The 19,134-nt window shown below is 61.5% G+C and carries 19 protein-coding genes; 6 read left to right on the forward strand and 13 right to left on the reverse strand.

Annotated elements, in window-relative coordinates; genetic code table 11:
* Window positions 1-31: 31 nt before the first annotated feature.
* From P2T68_RS10065 to P2T68_RS10100, 8 genes are all read right to left on the reverse strand, one after another.
* Window positions 32-3,667 (reverse strand): transporter substrate-binding domain-containing protein, encoded by a 3,636-nt coding sequence (locus tag P2T68_RS10065; RefSeq protein ID WP_277379319.1) that lies wholly within the window; start codon window positions 3,665-3,667, stop codon window positions 32-34.
* Between the two features lie 8 nt (window positions 3,668-3,675).
* Entirely contained in the window at window positions 3,676-4,299 is a 624-nt protein-coding gene (locus P2T68_RS10070) for a response regulator transcription factor (protein WP_024074245.1), read from the reverse strand.
* Between the two features lie 241 nt (window positions 4,300-4,540).
* Window positions 4,541-4,942, reverse strand: a complete 402-nt coding sequence (locus tag P2T68_RS10075; RefSeq protein ID WP_024074246.1) for a response regulator — start codon at window positions 4,940-4,942, stop codon at window positions 4,541-4,543.
* Window positions 4,943-5,115: 173 nt separating this feature from the next.
* Window positions 5,116-6,447, reverse strand: coding sequence for a deoxyguanosinetriphosphate triphosphohydrolase (locus P2T68_RS10080; RefSeq protein ID WP_024074247.1), 1,332 nt, complete (start codon window positions 6,445-6,447; stop codon window positions 5,116-5,118).
* Window positions 6,448-6,518: 71 nt separating this feature from the next.
* Window positions 6,519-7,682: an EAL domain-containing protein gene (locus tag P2T68_RS10085; RefSeq protein WP_168232865.1), complete on the reverse strand. Its 1,164-nt coding sequence runs from the start codon at window positions 7,680-7,682 to the stop codon at window positions 6,519-6,521.
* A gap of 90 nt (window positions 7,683-7,772) precedes the next feature.
* On the reverse strand, window positions 7,773-8,114 hold the full coding sequence (locus tag P2T68_RS10090) for a hypothetical protein (RefSeq protein ID WP_024074249.1): 342 nt from the start codon (window positions 8,112-8,114) through the stop codon (window positions 7,773-7,775).
* Window positions 8,111-8,500 (reverse strand): phage holin family protein, encoded by a 390-nt coding sequence (locus P2T68_RS10095; protein WP_024074250.1) that lies wholly within the window; start codon window positions 8,498-8,500, stop codon window positions 8,111-8,113. The genes P2T68_RS10090 and P2T68_RS10095 overlap by 4 nt, the downstream gene beginning before the upstream one ends.
* 3 nt (window positions 8,501-8,503) lie before the next feature.
* Window positions 8,504-8,818: a YqjD family protein gene (locus tag P2T68_RS10100; protein WP_024074251.1), complete on the reverse strand. Its 315-nt coding sequence runs from the start codon at window positions 8,816-8,818 to the stop codon at window positions 8,504-8,506.
* A 346-nt stretch (window positions 8,819-9,164) separates the two neighbouring features.
* Between P2T68_RS10100 and P2T68_RS10105 the strand changes: the two genes are divergently transcribed.
* Window positions 9,165-10,373 (forward strand): ammonium transporter, encoded by a 1,209-nt coding sequence (locus P2T68_RS10105; protein ID WP_168232866.1) that lies wholly within the window; start codon window positions 9,165-9,167, stop codon window positions 10,371-10,373.
* Here the strand turns inward: P2T68_RS10105 and P2T68_RS10110 are convergent.
* The gene (locus P2T68_RS10110; RefSeq protein WP_146015782.1) at window positions 10,360-12,096 is read right to left on the reverse strand and encodes a monovalent cation:proton antiporter-2 (CPA2) family protein; all 1,737 of its coding nucleotides are present in this window, start codon (window positions 12,094-12,096) and stop codon (window positions 10,360-10,362) included. The genes P2T68_RS10105 and P2T68_RS10110 overlap by 14 nt on opposite strands.
* Window positions 12,097-12,497: 401 nt before the next feature.
* On the opposite strand from P2T68_RS10110, the gene P2T68_RS10115 reads away from it, so the two are divergent.
* The 3 genes from P2T68_RS10115 (at window position 12,498) to P2T68_RS10125 (ending at window position 14,107) form a co-directional block, all read left to right on the forward strand.
* Window positions 12,498-12,734, forward strand: coding sequence for a glutaredoxin family protein (locus P2T68_RS10115; protein WP_024074254.1), 237 nt, complete (start codon window positions 12,498-12,500; stop codon window positions 12,732-12,734).
* 74 nt (window positions 12,735-12,808) lie between these two features.
* A complete protein-coding gene (locus P2T68_RS10120) occupies window positions 12,809-13,144 on the forward strand; it encodes a hypothetical protein (RefSeq protein ID WP_010565034.1) in 336 nt (111 codons plus the stop codon).
* Window positions 13,145-13,216: 72 nt separating this feature from the next.
* Window positions 13,217-14,107, forward strand: a complete 891-nt coding sequence (locus P2T68_RS10125; protein ID WP_069077378.1) for a pseudouridine synthase — start codon at window positions 13,217-13,219, stop codon at window positions 14,105-14,107.
* A gap of 54 nt (window positions 14,108-14,161) precedes the next feature.
* On the opposite strand, the gene P2T68_RS10130 is transcribed toward P2T68_RS10125, so the two are convergent.
* A complete protein-coding gene (locus P2T68_RS10130; protein ID WP_024074256.1) occupies window positions 14,162-14,383 on the reverse strand; it encodes a YgdI/YgdR family lipoprotein in 222 nt (73 codons plus the stop codon).
* A 79-nt stretch (window positions 14,384-14,462) separates the two neighbouring features.
* A complete protein-coding gene (gene mobA / locus P2T68_RS10135) occupies window positions 14,463-15,065 on the reverse strand; it encodes a molybdenum cofactor guanylyltransferase MobA (protein WP_277379321.1) in 603 nt (200 codons plus the stop codon).
* A gap of 76 nt (window positions 15,066-15,141) precedes the next feature.
* Here mobA and moaB point away from each other — a divergent pair, with 76 nt between their 5' ends.
* Together moaB and glp are read left to right on the forward strand one after the other, a co-directional pair.
* Window positions 15,142-15,681, forward strand: a complete 540-nt coding sequence (moaB, locus tag P2T68_RS10140) for a molybdenum cofactor biosynthesis protein B (RefSeq protein WP_024074258.1) — start codon at window positions 15,142-15,144, stop codon at window positions 15,679-15,681.
* Window positions 15,665-16,891 (forward strand): gephyrin-like molybdotransferase Glp, encoded by a 1,227-nt coding sequence (gene glp / locus P2T68_RS10145; protein WP_277379322.1) that lies wholly within the window; start codon window positions 15,665-15,667, stop codon window positions 16,889-16,891. The genes moaB and glp overlap by 17 nt, the downstream gene beginning before the upstream one ends.
* Before the next feature lie 307 nt (window positions 16,892-17,198).
* On the opposite strand, the gene P2T68_RS10150 is transcribed toward glp, so the two are convergent.
* Together P2T68_RS10150 and P2T68_RS10155 are read right to left on the reverse strand one after the other, a co-directional pair.
* On the reverse strand, window positions 17,199-17,528 hold the full coding sequence (locus P2T68_RS10150) for an EscU/YscU/HrcU family type III secretion system export apparatus switch protein (protein ID WP_024074260.1): 330 nt from the start codon (window positions 17,526-17,528) through the stop codon (window positions 17,199-17,201).
* Window positions 17,525-19,102: a flagellar hook-length control protein FliK gene (locus P2T68_RS10155; protein WP_277379323.1), complete on the reverse strand. Its 1,578-nt coding sequence runs from the start codon at window positions 19,100-19,102 to the stop codon at window positions 17,525-17,527. The genes P2T68_RS10150 and P2T68_RS10155 overlap by 4 nt, the downstream gene beginning before the upstream one ends.
* Window positions 19,103-19,134: the final 32 nt, after the last annotated feature.

Below are 19,134 nucleotides of genomic sequence, written 5' to 3' on the forward strand. Positions count from 1 at the left end.
GGCAGGCGCGAGCGGTCAAGCTCGCGTCTGCCTATCCCGATGAATTCAGGCTGTTGAGCTGCATGTGCAGCATTCTCTCCATTTCCAGCATGCATTTCTCCAGGGCCTTGATACCGGTTTCGATCACGCGGTGGTCATCGCCTCGGGCGCATGCCTGTTCCAGTGCTTCGCACTGACCGGCCAGCCCGACGGCCTGCACGATGCGGGCGGCGCCCTTGATCTTGTGGGCTTGCTCGATGATGTCCTGGGGCGAGGCCTGTCGAACCAACATCGCGACGAGTTCCTGGCGGTCATGGGCGCTGCTGCTCAACAACTCCTCAAGTAGGCGTCGACTCAACTGTGGGTCGCCTCCCGTCAGGGCGTCGAGGCTGGTGAGGTCCAGCTGCATGGCCGGCCGTTGTGGCTCGATCTGCGCCAGTTGCCGCTCCAATGCCGTGAGGCTGATGGGCTTGAACAGGCAATCATTCATGCCCGCTTCGGCGCAGCGCAGTTTCTCTTCGGGCTGGGCATTGGCGGTAAAGCCCAGCACGACACAAGCGGGCAGTTGCTCTCGCTGCTCATATTCGCGGATCGAGCGGCATAGCTCATAGCCGTTCATGATCGGCATGTTGCAGTCGGCGATGACCAGGTCGAAGTGTTCCTGGCGCCAGGCCTGGAACCCGGCCGCGCCGTGCTGGGCGGCGGTGAACTGATGGCCGAGGTAACCGAGTTGCTGGCACATCAGCAGGCGGTTTGCGGGGTGATCGTCCACCACCAGCACATTGAGCACCGGCGCCGGTGCCGCTGCTATGGGCTTGGATTCGTCCGCGGCCTCGACCGGCAGCAGGCGGTTCATCTTCAGGCTGACATGCACTTGGGTGCCCACCATCGGCACGCTGCTCAGGCTCAGTTGCCCGCCCATCATTGAACACAGGCTACGGCAGATGACCAGCCCAAGACCCGCGCCACTCCTGGCCAAGTGGCCGGAATTATCGGCCTGGGCGAAGGGCTCGAACAGGCGTAGCTGGTCGTCCCGGCTGATGCCGATGCCGGTGTCCTCGACCACCAGCTTGAGCTCGACCTGCTGGGGCATTTCGGTGGCTTGAACGTCCACCTTGATCTTTACCTGGCCACGTTCGGTGAATTTGATTGCATTGCTCACCAGGTTGGACAGCACCTGCTTGAAGCGCAGTGGGTCGATCAGCACATCGGTGTCTTCGAGTTCAGGCTTGAACTCCAGCAACAGACTCAAGGTTTTCTGACGCGCCAGGCCGTCGAACACGCGGACCACCGATTCGATCACTTCCTTCAGGTTGACCCGCTCGGGGGCCAGGCTCAAGCGGCCGGATTCGATGCGCGCGATGTCGAGGATGTCGCCGATCAGCTCCAGCAAGTCCTTGGCCGAGTTGTAGGCGACCTCGATGGCCGGTCGATCGAGGTGACCCTGGTCGGCGCGCTTGAGGGTCAGCTCGAGCATGCCGATCACCGCGTTCATCGGCGTGCGAATTTCGTGGCTCATGGTCGCCAGAAACGTGCTTTTGGCCCGGTTGGCCTCGTCGGCCTGCTCCTTGGCGGCGCGTAGTTCATCGAACAGTTGGCGCCGTTCGCTGATGTCGATCCAGCCACCGATAATGCCTTGGACCTCACCGGTTGAGTCGCGGTAGGGCAGGATCCAGTGGTAGATCGTCAGTTTTTTTCCACGGATGTGCAGCGGGCGATCCAGGATCATTGGGTCGCCTTGTTCCACGACGCGCAAATAGTCCGCATGGTACTGCGCGGCCTCCGATTCCAGCGCCGCACCGATCTGCACCACACTTTTGCCGATCACGTCCTCGCGCTTGGCGTCGAACACCTGCAGGTAGCTGTCGTTGCAGGTCTGCAGCAGGCCGTTGCGGTCGCGTACATAAATCGGGTGGGGCGTTTCGTTGACCAGCGCGCGCATGAACTCGAACTGATCGTTAAGGGCGCGCTCAGCCATTTGGCGGTGCTTGATCTGGCGACGCATGTAGGCGTTCCAGGTCAGGGAAATCAATAGCAGCAAGCCGGTGCCGATGATGATCTGGGCGATCAAGTGGTGGTAATTGCGCCAGTAGCTGTCGGAGGCCGCGGTGTAGCCCCGCCAGCGACTGTTGATCACGCCCAGTTCATCCGGGGCGATACTCAGCAGGGCCTTGTCGAGGATTGAACTCAGTTCGGTGGCATGGCGTGAGGTCGCCAGGGAAAAGGTGGCCGGAAGAGTGCCGATGCTGGTGCTGATTTGCAGTTTGTCCTGGAACATCGGCGATGACAGGAAATAGTTGGCGATCACCAACGAATTCACCGCACCCTCCACCTGGCCCTGGGCGAGCAGCTCCGAGGCTTTGAAGGTGTCACTGGTCTCCACCAGGCGGATCAGTGGAAAGTCCCTGCGCAGGACCGCATGCAGCGGGTTGCCCTGGGTGATCGCCAGGCGCTTGCCTGCCATCTGCTCCAGGTTCGAGGGGGCGCCGGGCTCTTTGCGTGTCAGCAGCACGTAGGAGTTTTCCAGGTAGGGCCGGCTGAAATCCAGTTGCGCTTCCCGTTCGACACTGGGCGTCATGGCCCCGATGATGTCGGCGTCGTGGTTGCTGACCTGTTCGATCATCGCGTGCACATCCCGCCCGCGCTGGATCTCGAAGCGCAGGCCGGTGCGCAGGCGGATCAGCTCCAGGAGGTCGGCGGTAATGCCGCGAAAATTGCCGTCCGCGTCGAAAAAGGTCAGGGGCGCGAAGGTTTCGTTCACCAGCACTTTCACCACGGGATGCTCTTTGAGCCAGCGCTCCTCGCGCGGGGTCAATTGCAGTTTCTTGTCGGTTAGCAAAATATCGCTGCCGGCGCTCCAGCGCTTGGCGATGCTCTCGCGCTCGTTGGTGGGCACGGCCGCCAGCACTGCGTTCACAATGCCCAGCAACACGTGCTGGTCTCGGCGCAGGGCAAAACTGAAGCCATAGGCTTCATGTTTGCCGAAGTTGGCCATGTGAATGTTCTTCAGGTAGCCCTTGTTGATCATGTAGTGGGTCGAGATGGTATCGCCGAGAAACACGTCTGCCTGGTCGAACGCCACCGCATTCAGGGCATTTTGATAAGAGGGATAGGTGCTGATGATTGCATCGGGGTACAGCTTCTCCACTTCGCTCAGGGGCAGGTAATGGTAGACCAGGCTCAGGCGCAGCCCAGCCAGGGCCTCGCTGAGGCTGCGTGTCTCACCCTCCCGAGTGACCAGCACCGGTTGATCCACGGCATAGGGGGCTGACAGGACCAGGTTCGGATTCGCGGCCTCGAAGCCGTTGGAGGAGCCCAACAAGTCAATCTCGCCTGCTTCGAGGGCCTGGATGGACTTTTCCCGTGACGGGTAGCGCATCACCTTGATCGGCAAGTCCAGCGCTTTGGCCAGCAACCCGGCGTAGTCGGCAGTCAGCCCTTCGTAGTCGCGACCACTGGAGGTGAGGTCGAAGGGCGGGTAGTCAGGTGCCGCAGCGCCTAACACCAGTTCGCGTTTGTTCTGTAGCCACTGCCGCTGGGCAGTGTCCAGTTGGGAGTCCAGTTGAACGCCGACTGCGCGACTCAACAAGGTGAAGTGTTCCGGTTCTGTTTGAACGGCGAGCACGGCGGTGCTCAAGCACATGCCTGCGCTCAATATGATCAAATAGTCCTTTATACGCCTGGGCATCCGCTTTCTCACACTAGCGCGTTTCGTTTTGCCAACTCGATAAGTTCTACCAAGGACTTGGCTTTGAGTTTTTGCATAAGCCTCTTTTTATAGGTGCTGACGGTCTTGTTACTTAGAAACATGCCTTTGGCGATTTCTTTATTGGTGCGGCCTTGTGCAAAAAGTTGCAAAACCATTAATTCCCGGTCATTAACGGCCTTGAACAGTTCCAGCTCTTCGGAATTACCTTCCGAGCCGCAAGCGTTCAATGCCTGGCTCGGGAAATAGTTATAACCCGATAATACCGCGCGAATCGCACTCAGCAATTCACTCAGGTCGCCCTCCTTGCACACATAGCCGTCGGCGCCAGAGCGCATACAGCGGGTGGCAAACAGGGTTGGGCATTGTGCCGTCAGGATGAGGGTTTTCATCGGGGTGTTCATGGCGTTGAAGCGACAGAGTACTTCGAGGCCATCAAGTTTCGGAATACTGATATCCAGAATGATCAAATCCGGAAGGCATTCGCGAACCATTTGTATCGCATCACAACCATTATCCGTTTCGCCGACGACCTTATAACCTTCATGTTCCAACAACATTCGAATCGCCAGCCTGATAACAGGGTGGTCATCGATGATGAAAACTGTGTTCATAATCACATTCCATGCAAGTGCAAATAAAGCGGGCACATTAGCTCAGAAGCTGAGGAAGGAGCATGAAGCTCAAGGGGAATAGGTACAAAACAGGAAAAATCCTACATTAAAAAAGGTATCGTCTTACGAGTTGCTGAGGCTTTGTGGGTGTTTGTGTCTGAGCATGGGGAGCGACGGGGCTCCTGTCGCTGCCAATGTTTTAGTAGCCGGGTTGTTGTAAGTTTTTCTTATATGAACATGTTTAAATTCCTACATTTAGAGTGGCGGGTATCAAGTCGATCAGTTCGTCGCGGTTTAACGGCTTTGCCAAGTAACCCAGCAATGGCAAGTTACGTTGCAGGGCTTGGGTATTCAGGTTTTCCAGTTCGAGTGCGGGCAAGCCGCTGAGCAAGATGGCTCCCACGATAAAACCTCCGCGACTGGCGATTTCGACCAACTCCAGCCCTGGCAGGTCGGGCAGGCATTGGTCGCACAGCATCAGGTCGAAGGGCTGTTCGCACTGCGTCATCAGCCGGATCGCCTGTTCGGCGTTTTCAGCCAGGGTCAACCGGTCGAAACCGAAGCTGTTGAGCAGGCACTGGGTCGCCAGCAGCTGAAAAGGGTGATCCTCCACCAACAGGAGGCGAAGGCGATATCTAGGCATAAGAAGGGCACACGGTGAGTCAAGCGGCGATTGGGCGGGGCGTAGGAACGTCTCGCCATGCCCCCTAAGAGGGTGCGTGATTATTCATCGGCGGTTTGTACGAATTCGATCAGGCCGCTCTGTTCCCATCGTAGGGAGATTCTTTTCAGGGAACAGACGCGTGATCGAAAACATTATTGAGGGCTTGAGCGCCCGGTCATTTCCCGCGCCATCTCAGTGGCGTAGCTGTCGGTCATGCCGGCGATGAAGTCAATCATTCGCAGGAACGAGGCGTGCAGCGACCAGGCCGGATCCGGTGCGCTATTGCCGAGCAGATCGAGGATGCGTCGGTTCTTGAACGACGGCGTGCGCCCGCCATGTTGCTCAAGGGCTGCCCCACAGAAGGCGTTGAGGAGAATTTCCAGCGTGGTGTAGGCGCCGATTTCATGCAGGGTCTTGCGTTTGTCCTGGAAGATCTTCTTGCGCGCCATGTCTTTGGCATCCAACACGCAACGCTTGGCGGGGCCGTGCATATGCTCGACCAGGTCACCGGGCAGCATGCCTGCCAGCAAGGCGTCCTGCTGTTCGACAAAGGCCCGCGCCGCCGCATTGGTCAGGTGTTCGATGGCCTTGCCGCGCAGGATCGCCAGTTTGCGTCGGCGCGAATCCTGGGCGCCGAGTTGCCGATAGGTCTGCGGCAGGTCGTCGCCCACCAGGTCGAGGAGCAGCGACTCGACCTCGGCGTATTGCAGCAAGTCCATTTCCAGGCCGTCTTCCAGGTCGATCAAGGCGTAGCAGATGTCGTCCGCCGCTTCCATGAGGTACACCAGCGGGTGGCGGGCCCAACGTTGTTCTTCGAGTTGCGGCAGGCCGAGCTTGTGGGCGATCTGTTCGAGGATCGGCAGTTCGCTTTGATAGCAGCCGAACTTGTGCTTCTTGTAGCCCAACGAGTCCGCGTGGCGCGCGGTCCAGGGGTATTTCAGGTAAGTGCCCAACGTGGCGTAGGTCAGCCGGGTACCGCCGTCGAACTGGTGGTATTCCAGCTGCGTGAGTACCCGAAAGCCCTGGGCGTTGCCTTCGAAATTGAGGAAGTCGTTGCGCTCGGCCGTGCTCATGTCGTCCAGCCAGCCGCGCCCGGCCGCCTGCTGGAACCAATGGCGAATCGCATCTTCGCCCGAATGCCCGAACGGCGGGTTGCCGATGTCATGGGCCAGGCAGGCTGATTGCACCACCATGCCCAGGTCGCTCGGGTCGCACCAGTCGGGCAGGGCGCTGCGTAGCGTTTCGCCCACGCGCATGCCCAGTGACCGTCCGACGCAGCTGACTTCCAGTGAATGGGTCAGGCGCGTGTGGATATGGTCGTTGCTCGACACAGGGTGCACTTGGGTCTTGCGGCCCAGGCGGCGAAACGCGCCGGAGAAAATGATGCGGTCGTGGTCTTTGTGAAACGGGCTGCGGCCCAGTTCTTCCGGGCTGTGCAGCGGTTTACCAAGACGTTCGCGGGTCAGTAGGGTGGGCCAATCCAAGGCGGGTACTCTCCGTGCGGTGAATGACCCGCCCAGCTTCCCGGTTCCGCCTTGGCGGGGCAAGCAAAAATCTACAGGCCGACCGCGTCGATATCGATCAACAGCAAGCGCTGGCCATTATCGAAGAATTGTCCGGCGGTCAGGCAATACTGGTTGGTGGTGGCATCGCGGTAGGTCGAGGACAGCGTCAGGCGCCGCTCCTCCCAGCCTTCAGCCAGCAGATGATAGAAGTATGGGCGCCACGACCAGTTGTGGCCCAGATAGCGGCTGTCGGCTTGCCAGGCGTCCTGGCGCCATTCGAAGTTGGGCGTCAGTTGGGTGCCATGGCGGTCGCATTGGTAAAAGCGCAACAACCATGGATAGTCCGGCAGTTGCGGCAGCTGGCTCAGTGGCGCCTGGCCCTGGGCCCAGGCCTGCAGGATGCTCATCAGCTCGGCCAATTGCCGGCGCAGTTGCATGACGCGCCCGCGCTCCGCCAGTTTCTGCTGGACGTACGCGGCACGCAGTTGGGCAAAGCGCGGCACGAAGGCATCGGTGGCAAACCAGTCCAACTGGGCCTGGGCGAACAGATAACCTTGCACATAACGCGAGCCACACTCCAGGGCGAAGCTCAACTGTGCCTCGGTTTCCACCCCCTCGGCGATGATCCAGCAGCCGGTTTTTTCCGCCATTTGCGCCAGGGCGCGCACCACTTCGCTGCTGGGGCCTCCGCGGGCGGCTTCCTGGAACAGGCGCATGTCCAGCTTGAGAATGTCCGGCTGCAAGGCCAGTACCCGGTCGAGCTGGGAATAACCGGCGCCGAAGTCATCGATGGCAATGCGCGCGCCGGCCTCGCGATAGCGCGCCACCACATCGGCCAGGCGCTGGATATCGCCGCCCAGTTCAGTGATCTCGAACACGATACGGGCCGGGTCGACGTCATGGGCTTTGAGCTGTTGCAGGCTGGGCAAGGCCTGGCCGACGCGCAAGCGGTTGATCCAGCGCGGCGAGATGTTCAGGCTGAGGAACCAGTCCTGCGGCACCTCATGCAGGCGGCTCAAGGCGTTGTCACGAATCTGCCGGTCCAGGCGACGCAATGCTCCGCCTGGGGTGCGCGGGTCGGCAAAGAGCGGGCCGACGGAGAGCAGGCGGCCATCAGCCTGGCGCAGGCGGCCGAGGGCCTCAACGCCGGCAATGCGTCCGGTGGCGGTGTCGATAAACGGCTGGAAGCAGGCGAGCGGTTGCCCGTCAATCACGGGGCCTCCTTAAAAGCGTTGGCGAAAAAAGACCCGGCCCTCGCAGGAGGGCCGGGTCGTTTCTGTTTGCAAGAATGCAGCCAGCAGGGCTCAACCTTTGCGTGAAGCGCCTTGCATGGCCAGTTTGATCAGTGGAATCAAGCCAGCGCCCAGTCGCACCAGGCGGGTCAGGCTACTGATGCTGCCGCCCTTGGCACCCTTGCCGGTAAAGAAGCCGATCAGCGTCACCGCCGCCACGCCCCACAGCGGCGCGTGCTTGATGCCGAGGCTGTCCTGCCAGTTATGGCTCATGTTGCGCACCTTGGTCAGGGGCAGCATCAGTTGCTGGGACTCGTGGCGGATTTCCTGGCGATGCATTTCCATGCGCAGGCGGATCAACGCCTTGCGCATTTCCCGACGGGTCGTGGAGGGCGGGATTTCATTCAGGCTCATGGCAACAGGCGTTCCCGATCATTGGCCAGCTCTTCGAGCGTGGCGTGGAACGGCGTGGACTCATCGAACACCGCTGCTTTCAGGCGCACGCCGCAAAAGGCTGCCGCCAGGGTATAGAACACGCAGAGGCAGACGATCCCGGTCAGGCGGTAGCCGGTGTCCCATACCAGGATCATCACCAGGGTCGACAACCCCACCAGCAACAACAGGGCAAACACCAGCGCCAGGCCGGCAAACAGCAGCAGGCTGACCGTGCGCGCCTTCTGTTCCTGCAATTCGATACCAAACAGTTCGACATGGCTGTGCAGCAAGCCCAGCACAGCCGCACCCAGGCGCCGTGAGGTAGAACTTGGGCCCGTTGACGAGCCGGATTCGCCGATAGACATGATTTAGCGCCTTGTAGCCAACAGGCCGATCAGAAAGCCCACGCCGGCGGCAATGCCCACCGACTGCCAGGGGTTGGCCTGCACGTAATCTTCCGTTGCCGTGACGGCGGCCTTGCTGCGCTCGCGCAGGGAATCTTCGGTCAGTTGCAGGGTTTCGCGGGCCTTGAGCAGGCTGTCGTGGATCTTGGCGCGCAGCTCGTCGGCCTGGTCGCCGGCCAGGATGGCGGTGTCGTCGAGCAACTTTTCGGTATCGCTGACCAGGGTTTGAAAATCCGCCATCAGTATTTCTTGAGCCGTCTTCGTCGTTTTGCTGGCCATGGTTATCTCCGTGAGTGGCTGATCTATGCGTGTGGTTTCGAGTCACCGGTGTCGGTGAAGGTTCATTGCAATTGTGTGGTACAGCTTTTGCTTTGCCTTGGTGCGCCTGCCCCTGGGCCTGCGCTGAATCTGGGCGGTCGGGGCTCAAGCCTACAAAAACCTTACCCAAAATAACTGAAACTCGCGGAAAAACCCTGTCGGGGATGGCCCGTTGTGCTGATCGCTGCGCTAAAGCGGTTCACACCCTCGCAAGAGGGGTGGGGCCGCTGGTGCCAATTTAGTGCGCGATTCGCTGGCTTGAACCGCTTTGGTGCTTTTTGCCTTTAATGCAGGCCTGCCAACCTCCATGGAAAATTTGCAAAGCGCGGTGGACACTCTTGTCCATAGCTCCAACACTCTGTTCATCCTGATTGGTGCGGTCATGGTCCTGGCCATGCATGCCGGTTTCGCCTTCCTCGAAGTCGGCACCGTGCGCCAGAAGAACCAGGTCAACGCCCTGTCGAAGATCCTCAGCGACTTCGCCATCTCGACCCTGGCCTATTTCTTTATAGGCTATTGGATCTCCTATGGCGTGAGTTTCATGCATCCGGCAGCGGTGATCAGTGTCGATCATGGCTATGGCCTGGTGAAGTTCTTCTTCCTGCTGACCTTTGCCGCCGCGATCCCGGCGATCATTTCCGGGGGCATTGCCGAGCGTGCAAAGTTCGCTCCGCAGTTGTGCGCGACGGCGTTGATCGTAGCCTTCATCTACCCGTTTTTCGAAGGCATGGTGTGGAACGGCAATTTCGGCCTGCAAGCCTGGTTGCTCGCGACCTTTGGTGCCCGCTTCCATGATTTTGCCGGGTCGGTGGTGGTGCATGCCATGGGCGGCTGGCTGGCGCTGGCGGCGGTGCTGTTGCTGGGGCCGCGCAATGGACGTTATCGCGAAGGGCGCCTGGTGGCGTTTGCGCCGTCGAGTATTCCGTTCCTGGCGCTGGGCTCGTGGATTCTGATTGTCGGCTGGTTCGGCTTTAACGTGATGAGCGCCCAGACCCTGGACGGGGTCAGCGGCCTGGTGGCGGTCAATTCGTTGATGGCCATGGTCGGTGGCACCGTGGCGGCCCTGGTGATCGGTCGCAACGACCCCGGCTTCCTGCACAACGGCCCGCTGGCCGGGCTGGTGGCGATCTGCGCCGGTTCCGACCTGATGCACCCGGTGGGCGCTCTGGTCACGGGGGTGGTGGCCGGTGGCCTGTTTGTGTGGTGCTTTATCGCCGCCCAGGATCGTTGGAAAATCGACGATGTACTGGGCGTGTGGCCGCTGCATGGCCTGTGCGGCGTGTGGGGCGGCATTGCCTGCGGCATCTTCGGCCAGGCGGCCCTGGGCGGTTTGGGCGGCGTGAGCCTGCCCAGCCAGTTGATCGGTACGGCCCTCGGCGTGGTCGTGGCGCTGGGCGGCGGCCTGCTGGTGTATGGCGTGATCAAGCACGTACATGGGCTGCGCCTGAGCCAGGAAGAGGAGTATTACGGCGCGGACCTGTCGATCCACAAGATCGGCGCAGTCAGTCAGGATTGATCGGCGCCTCTTCGTCAGTGCCCGGGTGCGAATAAAAGCCGTGCAGCAGGCGGTAGCGGTTATGTCGCACTTCATCCACCCGCGCCTGCACCTGATGGTCCGGCAGGCCCAGCAGGATCAAGGCGTGGGAGGCGAGCATCAGGCTCGACTCCAATAGCTCCGGCACCACTTCGCTGGCGCCGGCGGCTTTCAGCTCGGCCAGTTGGCTGTCGTCGCGGGTGCGCACCAGGATCGGTACCTGCGGGTTGATCCGGCGCGCCTCCTTCAGCACCGCCAGGGCCACATCGGTATTGTCCACCGCGATCACCACCAACCGCGCCCGCTCCAGGCCGACCGCGCTGAGCAAGGCGCCACGGCGGCAGTCGCCGTAGTGCACGCTGCTGTCTTCGGTGGCGGCTTCCTGCACCCGTTCCGGGTCATCATCCAGGGCGATGTAAGCCTGTTGTTCCCGACGCAGGAAACGCCCGATGGATTGGCCGACCCGCCCGTAGCCACAGATCACCGCATGCCCGTGCAATTGGGCGTTGAGCGCGGTGATGGCTTCCAGTTGTACTTGCTGGTTGGGTTTACGGTGCAGCCGCAGGGCGATGGCCGGTGCGGCGCGCAACAGCAGTGGGGTCAGCAGCATCGAGCAGAAGGTCGCGGCGAGCAGCAGGCCGTTGAATTCATCGGGTATCAGCCGGCCCTGTTGCATCTGCGCCATCAATGCAAAACAAAATTCGCCGCCCTGGGCAAGGGCCAGGCCACTGCGCCAGGCGGTTTCGCTGTCGCTGCCACGCAGCTTGACCAGTGCGGCCACCACACACCCTTTGACCAGCATCAGCGTGAGGGTCAGGCCGAGGATCAGCAGGCTGTGGCTAAGGAACAGTTGCAGGTCGATCAGCATGCCGATGCTGACGAAAAACAGCCCCAGCAGGATGTCGCGAAATGGCCGGATATCCGCTTCGATCTGGTGCCGGTAGTGGCTTTCTCCCAACAGCATGCCGGCCAGAAAGGCGCCGAGGGCAGGGGAGAGCCCAAGCAAATGGGTGAGCCAGGCCGTCAGCAGGACGATCACCAAGGCCAGCAGCACGAACAGCTCAGCCGAGTGGGAGGCGGCGACTTCATGGAACAGGCGTGGCAACAACCAACGGCTGGCGAGCAACAGGCCAATGAACAGCACCCCGGTCTTGCCCAGGGTCAGTGGCAGCGCCCAGTACCAGGCCTGTTCACTGCTGCCGGTAAACACCGGCACCAGCGTCAATAGCAGCACCGCGACCACATCCTGGAACAGCAACACGCCAATCGCATTCTGGCCATGGCTGCTGAAGATTTCTCCGAGGCTGGTCAGCTCCTTGCTGACGATGGCCGTGGAGGACAAGGCCAGCCCGGCGCCGAGCAACAGTGCGACGCCGGGCGCGAGCCCAAACCCCATCAACAGGCCTCCCAGCAGCATCCCGCAGCCCAGTACCTGCAAGCTGCCCAAGCCAAACACCACGTGGCGCAGGGCGAGCATCTTGGTCAGGGAAAACTCCAGGCCCAGGGAAAACAGCAGGAACACCACGCCGAGTTCGGCCAGGTCGGGCAATGCTTCACTGTCATTCACCCAGTCGAGGGCGGTCGGTCCCACGGCCAGGCCCACGCACAGGTAGCCCAGCACGGGGGGCAATTGCAGCCGGCGAAACAGCGCAATCACCACCAGGGATGAGGCCAGAATGATCAGCAGGTTGGCGAACACAAGCATCTCCGTTGCAGGGCGAGCGGACAAAAGGCCGTGAGAGTGGCTGAGTCAGTTATAGGCCATGGTGATCTGGGTCAGGGTTTTATTGTGGTCGGCGGGCTTATTGTGATTGATGAGCTGCCGTGGCAAGCGCGCCTATTGTGATGTTTGTGGCGAACGGGCTTGTTGTGGCGAGCGGGCTTGCCCCGCGTTGGGGCGCGAAGCGGCCCCAATAGAACCCCCACGTTCCCTCAGGCAGAAATACGGTGTTTGGTTTTGGGGCTGCTGCGCAGCCCAACGCGGGGCAAGCCCGCTCGCCACAGGCAGTTTGCTCAACGCAGTAAGCCTGCCACAAAGGGCTGCCTCGCCACAGGTTTTCGTCAGGCTTAGAATGCTCGTCTACTTACTGATCAGGTCCATTCGTCATGCTTCCTGAATGCCAGCTGTTCGGCACCCTGGGTTGCCATCTTTGTGAAATTGCCGAGGCCGAAATCATTCCGCTCGTCGAACACGGGTTGCTGGTCGAGTTGGTTGATATCACCGACCCCGAAGACCTGACCGACGCCTACGGCCTAAGGATTCCGGTGCTTCGACGGGTAGATACCGGAGCTGAACTGGATTGGCCTTTCGACACTGAGCAGGTTGTCGCCTTCCTGCGCTGACGTTTATGCGATGGCGAGTTTCCGAATATTACGTTACTGTATGTTTGTACAGCGATTGAATAGAGGGAACGCCCGTGGTGAATGTTGAACAACTGAAAAGCAGCGTCAATCGCATGTCCGCCGATGTCGTGCGCGACGCGGTGAACGAGCTGCGCCTCGACGGCCTGGTCACGGAAGGCAAGACGCCGTTTAACAAAGTGCATTTCAATACCTGCTTTGCGGAGATCGAGGCGTTGTTCCAGCGCGCCGGTTACCACAAGCAGCTGGATGTGGTGGGTTACCAGGGCTTGCTCTACGCGTTGTACGACCCCGGCCGCTGGGAGGCGGTGGACGTGCTGCGCTGGCTCAAGGAGTTCACCGAGGCGGCCAGTGCCTCGCCGATCCTGCGCGCGGAATTGGCCAAGGCCTGAGATCCGCCCTAGGCTTGATCCCGCTCCATGCGGGATAATGCCGGCCTGTTTTTCCAGGTTTCGAGCATCGGCATGTCCACTTCCGGTTTTTCCGCGTCCCAGCACCAAGCCAGCACTTTGTATTTGCCTCCCGGCTCTTGGGCGACGGTCCTGGAGTGCCTGTGCGGGCATTTCCCGGCGATCAGTCGTGAACATTGGCTGGACCGCATTGCGCGGGGTCGGGTGCTGGATATCAACGGCCGCCCGATTCCGCTGGACCTGGCCTACAAGGAAGGCCTGTGCATCTATTACTTCCGTGAAGTGCCCAACGAAAAAGTGATCCCGGTGCAGGAAACCATCCTGTATGCCGACGAGCACTTGGTGGTGGCCGACAAGCCGCATTTCCTGCCCGTGACCCCGGCCGGTGAATATGTCGAGCAAACCCTGTTGCGTCGCCTGATTCGCCGTCTGGATAACCCGTCGTTGGTGCCCCTGCATCGCATCGACCGGCATACGGCGGGGCTGGTGCTGTTCTCGGCCAATCCCCACAGCCGTTCGGCCTACCAGCAACTGTTCCCCACGCGCCGGATCGATAAATTCTACGAAGCCATCGCCCCGGCCTTGCCGAACCTGACCTTCCCCCTCGTGCATAAAAGCCGCCTGGTCGATGGCGAACCGTTCTTCCGCATGCAGGAAGGCGAGGGTGCCAGCAACACCGAAACGGCGGTTGAAGTGCGTGAAAAACACGGCGACTTATGGCGTTACGGCCTCTTCCCTGTGACCGGTAAGAAGCATCAGCTGCGCGTGCACATGACAGCGCTGGGGGCGAGTATCTGCAACGACCCGTTCTACCCAGAGGTGATCAAGGATGCCGTGGACGACTACGCCAACCCCTTGAAACTGCTGGCCCAGGGGGTGCGTTTTATCGACCCGGTCAGCGGTGAGGCGCGCAGTTTCCGCAGCCAGATCACCCTCCACTGGTAACCCCCGGAAACGACAAGGCCCGCACGCGGCGGGCCTTGGGTGCAAGCGCTGGGCTTACAGGTCTTTAACGGTGCGAACCTGGTCTTTGTTGATGCGGGTGCGCTTGCCGTCAAGCTGCTCGAATTCGTAGAAACCCGTATCTTCATTGTATTTCGGGGTGTCGACGGCCTGGATTTCGCGACCGTCATTCAGGGTGATCACTGTTGGCGAGGCGCAACCTGCAAGGGTAGCGAGGCCCAGTGCAAGCATGAGAGCGGCGATGGTCCGTTGAGTCATGAGTGTGTCTCCGAGAGAATTCTTTTTGAGTGCTGACTCTGTGACGTGTAAGGCGTCGACAAAGTTCCTTGTGCGAGGTTCATTCTGACACGCCAGGCTGCGTGTGTAACAGCGCGGGTGTGTTCAGGTTGGCCAGGCGCGGGTCATCGGGCGGGCAGCCCAGCCCCACGCCACCCAGTTGCAGGAAGAGCTTGCGCGGACTGCGCTCACCGGCTTGCCAACCCCGTTCTACCTCGGTTTGCAGGCTGGTCGGGATGATGCAGATCAAGGGTTCCCAGAACTCACCGTGACGCACCATCACCGGCAGCTGTGGATGCTGTTGTGCAATCCTACGCAGGTCGGCGAGCAGTTGGGCATCGAGGTGCGGGACATCGCACGGCAAAACCAGCAAATGTTCATGGCGTGCGGCGGCTAATCCCGCGCGGACACCCGCCAGCGGCCCGGGAAAGTCCGGGCTGTCGTCATTCACCAGTTGGTCGGCGTAGGGCGCATACCGGTCCTGGTTGCGATTGCACGAGATGATCAGGTCGTCGGTCAGCGGCCGGACCAGGCGCTGCAAGTGCGCGATCAACGGCGCGCCGTGCCATTGGAGCAGACCTTTGTCCTGGCCGCCCATGCGTTGGCCGCGGCCACCGGCCAGCAGCAGAATCGAACAGGGCAGGGGCGAAGAATCATCGGGCATGTGGGTTCCGCAGCGGCAGGTAAATGGGGGCCTGTGATATAACATCGGGCTGTTCCTTCGACAACCGGACCGTGCCATGAAAGCCAAGGCAGATGCGCCCTTCGTACCCCTGAATATCGCTGTACTGACCGTCAGCGACACCCGCACCCTGGACACCGACACGTCGGGCCAGGTGTTCGTCGACCGCCTGATCGCCGCCGGCCACCACCTTGCCGAACGCGTGCTGCTCAAGGACGACCTCTACAAGATCCGCGCCCAGGTCGCCCACTGGATCGCAGAAGACGTGGTGCAAGTGGTGTTGATCACCGGTGGCACTGGCTTCACCGGTCGCGACAGCACCCCGGAAGCCGTGAGCTGCCTGCTCGACAAACAGGTCGACGGCTTCGGTGAACTGTTCCGGCAGATCTCCGTGGCCGATATCGGCACCTCCACCGTGCAATCCCGCGCCCTGGCCGGCCTGGCCAATGGCACCCTGGTGTGCTGCCTGCCCGGCTCTACCAACGCCGTGCGCACCGGGTGGGACGGTATCCTCGCCGAGCAGTTGGACAACCGTCACCGCCCCTGCAACTTCGTGCCGCACCTCAAGCAGGCCGAACCCTGTGAATCCCGTGGATAAGCCGGGCAAGACCGGTGCCCTGATGCCGGTGGAAGACGCACTGCGGCAATTACTGGACATGGCTGAAGCGGCACCGATCCGCGAGCAGGAAGTATTGCCCCTGGCCGAGTGCGACGGTCGGGTATTGGCGCAAGACATGGTCTCGACCCTCGACCTGCCGCCCTGGCCCAACAGCGCCATGGACGGTTACGCCGTGCGCCTGGCGGACTGGACGGGAGAGCCGCTGGTGGTGAGCCAGCGCATTTTCGCAGGGGCCGCGCCGCAGCCCTTGGCCCTGGGGACCTGTGCGCGCATCTTCACGGGAGCGCCAGTGCCCGAAGGCGCGGACTGCGTTGAGATGCAGGAAAACGCCGAGGTCCATGCCGATGAGCGCGTCAGCTTTACTCAGCCGCTGCACGTCGGCCAGAACATTCGCCCCCAGGGCCAGGAAACCACGGTGGGCGAACGGGTACTGTCCGCTGGCACACGCCTGGGCCCGATCGAACTGGGCCTGGCGGCGTCGCTGGGCCACGACTGCTTGAGCATCTTGCGCCGTGTGCGCGTCGGGGTGCTGTCCACCGGCGACGAATTGATCGAGCCGGGTTTGCCGTTGGGCCCAGGCCAGATCTACAACAGCAACCGCCGCGTGCTATGCAGCTGGCTCGAACGCCTGGGCTGCGATGTGATCGATGCCGGTATTCTTCCCGATGACCTGGAGCAGACGCGTACCCGCCTGGCCGGCATGGGCCATGTCGACCTGATTCTGTCGACCGGCGGAGTGTCGGTGGGCGAGGCGGACTTCCTTGGCATCGCCTTGCGTGAAGAGGGTGAACTGGCCTTGTGGAAGCTGGCGATCAAGCCGGGCAAGCCGCTGACCTTTGGTCACTTCCGCGGCGTACCGGTGATCGGCCTGCCGGGCAACCCGGCATCGACCCTGGTGACCTTTGCCCTGTTGGCACGGCCTTACCTGTTGCGCCGCCAAGGTGTGGCAGAAGTTGAGCCGCTGCGTTTCGAAGTGCCTGCGGGCTTCACCTGGCCCAAGCCGGGCAACCGCCGCGAATACCTGCGCGGGCGCATCGAGCAGGGCCGGGCGATCATCTATCGCAACCAGAGCTCCGGCGTGCTGCGCAGCGCGGCGTGGGCGCAAGGGTTGGTGGAGGTGTTGGAGGGTACGACGCTGGAGATGGGTGATCGCGTCAATTTCATCCCCCTGAGCGAAGTCCTGAATTGACCTCAAGCTGAATGTCGACTTAGCGCTGTCGCGCAGTAACCATGGACCCCCTGTGGTGAACGGGCTTGCTGTGGTGAACGGGCTTGTTGTGGTGAGCAGACTTGTTGTGGCGAGCGGGCTTGCCCCGCGTTGGGCTGCGCAGCAGCCCTAAAACCAGGCACCGCGGTGTGTCAGTTAAAAACACATCGCCTGTAATGGGGCCGCTTCGCGCCCCAACGCGGGGCAAGCCCGCTCGCCACAACAAACCCGCTCGTCACAACAAGTCCACTGGCCACAACAAGTCCGCTGGCCACAAAGATGCGTACATTCAGTAATCGTCGCCACGCTCGGTCACATCCCGCTCCACGGGCCCGGCATCCGGGTCGTACCCCACCGGAAACTTGCCCTTCAACGTCCAGGCAAACGCAATGATCTCGGCGATCGTGCGGTACAACTCCTCCGGGATACTGTCCCCCAGTTCCATGCGCGCGAGCAGCTTGACCAGCTCTGCGTTTTCATAGATCGGCACTTCATTTTCCCGCGCCAACTTGAGTATCGCTTCGGCCAGGGCATCGTCGCCCTTGGCGGTCAGGGTCGGCGCTTGCTGGCCGTCGTATTTGAGCGCAATTGCCTGGCGCGGCGGGTTGGAGTTTTTCATGCGGTTTCATCCACCCAGCGTTGTTCCAACCCGGTTTTTGGCCCGCTGGGTGGCGTGCCCAGGTGGCAATCCAGATCGCCGACGTTGAGCCCCGATGACACCAGGCGCTCGCGCAGGCTGCCCAGGTGGCTCTCGATCAGGCTGGCGGTGAAGGGGCGCGAGGCCCACAACTGGCTGGACAGCTTGCCTTGGGTCAGTTGCGCCTGGACCTGCAACGGCCCCAGCGGCTCCATATCGAAGGCCAATTCGACGCGCCAGAGCATCTGCTTGGGGTCCTTCTTTTCTTTACGTTCAGGCTGTTCCTTGTCCGGCGTCGGCTCTTCACGCTGGAACTTGACCTGCAACGGCACGATGTCTTGCAACGTGCGCATGGGGATTTCCAGTTGCCAGGTGGTTTGCAGCCGGCCATCGGCAGTGGTACCGGTTTGCTCCAGGCTCGACAGCTGGTGGCTCTGCAGGCGCGAGATCGCCCCGGCGGCCAGGCGCAGCAGGTTTTCCAAGTCGCCTTCACCCTCCAGCTTTGCCATGAGCCGTTCGGGCAGCGGGAAACTGGCGGGTATTTGTCGGGCGCTGACCTGGCCCAGGGTGTTCAGCGGGCTACGCACAAAGTTCGGTAAGACCTGAGCCAGGGTGTTGGCAGCGAGGATGGCACTCAAGTTGGTGTTGGCCGGCAGGGCCGGTACCAGGTCGGCGACCAGGCGCAGCAGCGCGCCCTTCATATCCAACGGCGGTACCTGCGGGTTTTGCCCCGCGAGTAATTTGGCTTCGAGAAAGGCCCCGCTGTTCTGGATCACCTGCGCCAGCACCTTGGGGTTGCTGACCTGCGCCAGGTCGGGCAACGCGGCCAGCAAACGCTCGGCGGCCGCGCGCAGGTCGGCCGAGGTGCTGTCACTTTTCGGCAGGTTTTGCAGCGCAGTGAACACCACATCCAGCGAGCCCTGGCGACTTTGCTGGGTGGCGAGTTGCTGGGTGACCGCCAATTGATCCTTGAGCCCGCTCAACGGCACGAAGTTCAGGGTTTGCGCGTTCTGCACCACGGCGCTGAGCAAACTGCCTACGCGCAAGGGTTGCGGGCTTTCCACGGTCAGCGTCGCGCCAGCCAAGGCGTTATTGAGCACGGTCACCAGCGACCGATAGATCGCCGGCTGCGTGGTGCCCTGGGGCAGGGCCTGGGTGGTCAGCACCTTGGCCTGCAGCAGGGTGCCTTCCGGCAGCTTGGACGTATCGATACGGGTCAGTGCGGCGACATTGGCGCTCAAGGCTTGTTGCAGGCTGATGGCCAGGTTGCCGGCCGGGGTCTGGCTGACCGATACGTTAGTGCCCAGCGGCAAGGGCTGCGGGCTGCTGGCCTGCACCAGGGTCTGGCGGCCACCGTCCAGGGTCAATTTGAGCAACAGCTGAAACGCCTCGCCCCCTTGTTTCAGGGCGAGAACCTCGGCGTTCACGGTTTTACCCGGGTCGATCAGCCCGATTTGCGGCTCCAGCAGTTTGAGCAAGGCACCTGGGGCAGGCGCGGGGCTTTGCCCGGCCACCGGGGCGGGAGGAAGCGTAGGAAGGTTGATCTCACCGGTCATCGCGCGCGTCGTCTCTGGGAAATTGCCCTCTT

Source organism: Pseudomonas sp. G11 (genome assembly GCF_029457515.1).
GTDB lineage: Bacteria > Pseudomonadota > Gammaproteobacteria > Pseudomonadales > Pseudomonadaceae > Aquipseudomonas > Aquipseudomonas gorinensis.

Excerpts from the sequence above, each read along its gene's own strand:
- P2T68_RS10095 (WP_024074250.1), bottom strand. The coding sequence starts at position 8,500 with ATGTCTATCGGCGAATCCGGCTCGTCAACGGGCCCAAGTTCTACCTCA.
- P2T68_RS10070 (WP_024074245.1), bottom strand. The coding sequence starts at position 4,299 with ATGAACACAGTTTTCATCATCGATGACCACCCTGTTATCAGGCTGGCG.
- P2T68_RS10130 (WP_024074256.1), bottom strand. The coding sequence starts at position 14,383 with ATGACTCAACGGACCATCGCCGCTCTCATGCTTGCACTGGGCCTCGCT.
- P2T68_RS10090 (WP_024074249.1), bottom strand. The coding sequence starts at position 8,114 with ATGAGCCTGAATGAAATCCCGCCCTCCACGACCCGTCGGGAAATGCGC.
- P2T68_RS10115 (WP_024074254.1), top strand. The coding sequence starts at position 12,498 with ATGCTTCCTGAATGCCAGCTGTTCGGCACCCTGGGTTGCCATCTTTGT.
- P2T68_RS10110 (WP_146015782.1), bottom strand. The coding sequence starts at position 12,096 with ATGCTTGTGTTCGCCAACCTGCTGATCATTCTGGCCTCATCCCTGGTG.
- P2T68_RS10075 (WP_024074246.1), bottom strand. The coding sequence starts at position 4,942 with ATGCCTAGATATCGCCTTCGCCTCCTGTTGGTGGAGGATCACCCTTTT.
- P2T68_RS10065 (WP_277379319.1), bottom strand. The coding sequence starts at position 3,667 with ATGCCCAGGCGTATAAAGGACTATTTGATCATATTGAGCGCAGGCATG.
- P2T68_RS10125 (WP_069077378.1), top strand. The coding sequence starts at position 13,217 with ATGTCCACTTCCGGTTTTTCCGCGTCCCAGCACCAAGCCAGCACTTTG.
- mobA (WP_277379321.1), bottom strand. The coding sequence starts at position 15,065 with ATGCCCGATGATTCTTCGCCCCTGCCCTGTTCGATTCTGCTGCTGGCC.
- P2T68_RS10150 (WP_024074260.1), bottom strand. The coding sequence starts at position 17,528 with ATGAAAAACTCCAACCCGCCGCGCCAGGCAATTGCGCTCAAATACGAC.
- P2T68_RS10155 (WP_277379323.1), bottom strand. The coding sequence starts at position 19,102 with ATGACCGGTGAGATCAACCTTCCTACGCTTCCTCCCGCCCCGGTGGCC.
- P2T68_RS10105 (WP_168232866.1), top strand. The coding sequence starts at position 9,165 with ATGGAAAATTTGCAAAGCGCGGTGGACACTCTTGTCCATAGCTCCAAC.
- moaB (WP_024074258.1), top strand. The coding sequence starts at position 15,142 with ATGAAAGCCAAGGCAGATGCGCCCTTCGTACCCCTGAATATCGCTGTA.
- P2T68_RS10100 (WP_024074251.1), bottom strand. The coding sequence starts at position 8,818 with ATGGCCAGCAAAACGACGAAGACGGCTCAAGAAATACTGATGGCGGAT.